Consider the following 2,517-nt stretch of genomic DNA (forward strand, 5'->3'; position numbering starts at 1 on the left):
CTTCCTGATCGATCCGCTCGACGGCACCAAGGAATTCGTCAACCGCCGCACCGATTTCACCGTCAACATAGCGCTGGTTCGCGATGGCGTGCCGGAAGTCGGCGTCGTCTTTGCGCCCTGCGCGGGCCGCTTCTTTTCCGGCCTGCCGGGAAGGGCGGAATCTCTCGAAATCGATGGCGGCTACCAGATCGTCGGCCGCCGGCCGATCTCGGTGAGAAGGGCCGTGGCGCCTCTGGCCGTCGTCGCCAGCCGTTCCCACAACACGCCGGAAACCGAGGCCTATATTCGCGACCTTGGTGCCGCCGAAATCGTCTCGGTCGGTTCGTCCTTGAAATTCTGCCTTCTCGCCAGTGCCGAGGCTGATGTCTATCCGCGCTTCGGCCGCACCATGGAATGGGACACGGCGGCAGGCGACGCCATCCTGCGCGCCGCCGGTGGCATGACGCGCACGCTCGATGGCCAGCCTCTGGTCTATGGGAAGCGCCGGCAAAGCGACGACGAGGATTTCGCCAATCCGCATTTCATTGCCAGCGGCGGGGCAGGGGTCAGCCCCGCCTGAGAAGGCCCGGTAGCTTACTCGGCCGCTGCCTGCGCCGAATTCGAGCCTATATAGTTGCGGATCGTCTCGATGATGCGGTCCTGGTCGGCTTCGCTGAGATAAGGGTGCATCGGCAGGCACAGGATCCGCTTCGGCAGGTCTTCCGAAACGGCAAGGCCGGTCGGCGTGCGCGGATAATCGCGATAAGCGACCTGGGCATGCAGCGGCTTCACATAGTAGATGACAGACGGAATGCCCTTTTCGCCGAGATGCGCCCTCAGCCCGTCGCGCTTCGGCGTCTCGATGGCGTATTGCGCCCAGGCCGAACGGCTGCCGTCCAGATTGCGGGCGGCGGTAACGACGTCGCCAAGCCCATCGGCATAGCGCTGTGCCACGACCTGCCGGGCGACCATCTCGTCTTCGAGAATGGCCAGCTTCTCGATGAGGATCGCCGCCTGTATCGTGTCGAGCCGCGAATTGATTCCGACGCGGACATTGTCGTACTGCGTCTCGCCCTTGCCATGAAAGGCGAACGAGCGAAGCTGTTCGGCCAGCGCATCGTCATTGGTGAACATCGCGCCGCCGTCGCCGTAGCAGCCAAGCGGTTTTGCCGGATAGAAGCTGGTCGAGCCGACCGCACCGAAGGAGCCGCACATCTTGCCGTCGAGCGAACCGCCCATCGACTGGGCGGCATCCTCGATCACCATCAGGCCTTCGCGGTTGGCGATCGCCATGATCGCCTCGTAATCGGCGGCAAGGCCAAACAGATCGACGGGAATGATTGCCTTCGGCTTCAGCCTTCCTTCCTTCTTGATCATGGCAATGGCCGCTTCGAGGCTGGCAATGTCGATGTTGTAGCTGTGCGGGTCGACATCGACGAACACCGGCGCGGCCTTGGCCAGCGCCACCACTTCGGCGGTGGCGGCGAACGTGAAGCTCGGCACGAACACCGCGTCACCCGGGCCGACGCCGGCTGCAAACAGCGGCAACAGCAGCGCGTCGGTGCCGTTGGCGCAGGCCACGACATGCTTGGTACCGATATAGGCGGCAAGCTTGTTCTCGAATTCGGTGACTTGCGGGCCAAGAATATAGCGGCCCTCGTCAACGACACGGTCGATCGCGGCCTTCAGCCGGTCGCGGATTCGTTCGCGCTGCGCGCCAAGATCGATGAACTGCATGTCGGCCTCAAAATGGGTTAGCCAGATAATCGGCCGCTGGTACCAGAGTTGCGCTTGCCGAGAAAGCCGGGCAGGCGGAGCCCTAAATTGCGGAAGTGTCGCAGTCCGTTACCAGTTTTCCCGGCGAATGTCAGTCAGATGCCGGAAATCCGGGCTTCGTCGGGCGCCATCCCGCCCTTATAGCCTTGGAAAGAGCCCCTGCGAAACATAAAGTGATCGATTGGGCTCAACTTATGTTGAGCGTTGCTCAGGCGATTTCATGTCGCCAGGGTGGATTGGCGCCGGCCCGCGACACGGTCACTGCCGCCGCCTTCGCGCCGAGCGCCAGCGCCTTATGGATGGCGTCTTCCGACAGTCCGGAAATCGCCGCCTTCGTCAGCAGGCCTTGCTCGTGCAGCGAGGCGAGGATGCCGGCGTTGAACGTGTCGCCGGCGCCGACCGTGTCCGCCACCTCGACCCTTTCGGGCATCACCGTGACGGCGTGCTCCTTGCTGTAGCCGATCGCGCCTTCGCCGCCATGGGTGACGACGATCAGCTTCGGGCCGCGGTCCAGCCAGTTGCGGATGACATCCTCATGCGAGCCGGCTTCGCCGAACCAGTTCAGGTCTTCGTCCGACAGTTTCACGATGTCGGCCATCGCCATCATGGTGCGAATGCGCTTGAGGTGCTTGGGCTTGTCCGGGATGAAGTTCGGCCGGATGTTGGGGTCGAGCATCATGACGCGGCTTTCATGCTCGCGCCGCATGAACTCTTCATAGGCACTGCCGGCCGGCTCGGAAATCAGGCTGATGGCGCCGAACA

Annotated in this window: 3 protein-coding genes; 1 reads left to right on the forward strand and 2 read right to left on the reverse strand. The window is 63.2% G+C overall.

The window, feature by feature from the left end:
* On the forward strand, positions 1 to 559 hold a 559-nt coding region (cysQ, locus tag ENZ75_RS28345), incomplete at its 5' end, for a 3'(2'),5'-bisphosphate nucleotidase CysQ (protein WP_128278490.1).
* 14 nt (positions 560 to 573) lie between these two features.
* Here the strand turns inward: cysQ and ENZ75_RS28350 are convergent.
* Together ENZ75_RS28350 and ENZ75_RS28355 are read right to left on the reverse strand one after the other, a co-directional pair.
* Positions 574 to 1,716 carry a DegT/DnrJ/EryC1/StrS aminotransferase family protein gene (locus tag ENZ75_RS28350; protein WP_013532708.1) on the reverse strand — a complete coding sequence of 381 codons (1,143 nt, stop codon included), beginning with the start codon at positions 1,714 to 1,716 and terminating at the stop codon, positions 574 to 576.
* Between the two features lie 247 nt (positions 1,717 to 1,963).
* Positions 1,964 to 2,517, reverse strand: a 554-nt coding sequence (locus tag ENZ75_RS28355; RefSeq protein WP_245481268.1) for a PfkB family carbohydrate kinase, incomplete at its 5' end; no start/stop codon positions are given.

This window comes from Mesorhizobium sp. M7A.F.Ca.CA.002.04.1.1, from assembly GCF_004022805.1.
GTDB classification, from domain to species: Bacteria; Pseudomonadota; Alphaproteobacteria; order Rhizobiales; family Rhizobiaceae; genus Mesorhizobium; species Mesorhizobium ciceri.

What these genes read in the sequence shown, in the direction of transcription:
- ENZ75_RS28350 (WP_013532708.1), bottom strand. Translation starts at nt 1,716, where the DNA reads ATGCAGTTCATCGATCTTGGCGCGCAGCGCGAACGAATCCGCGACCGG.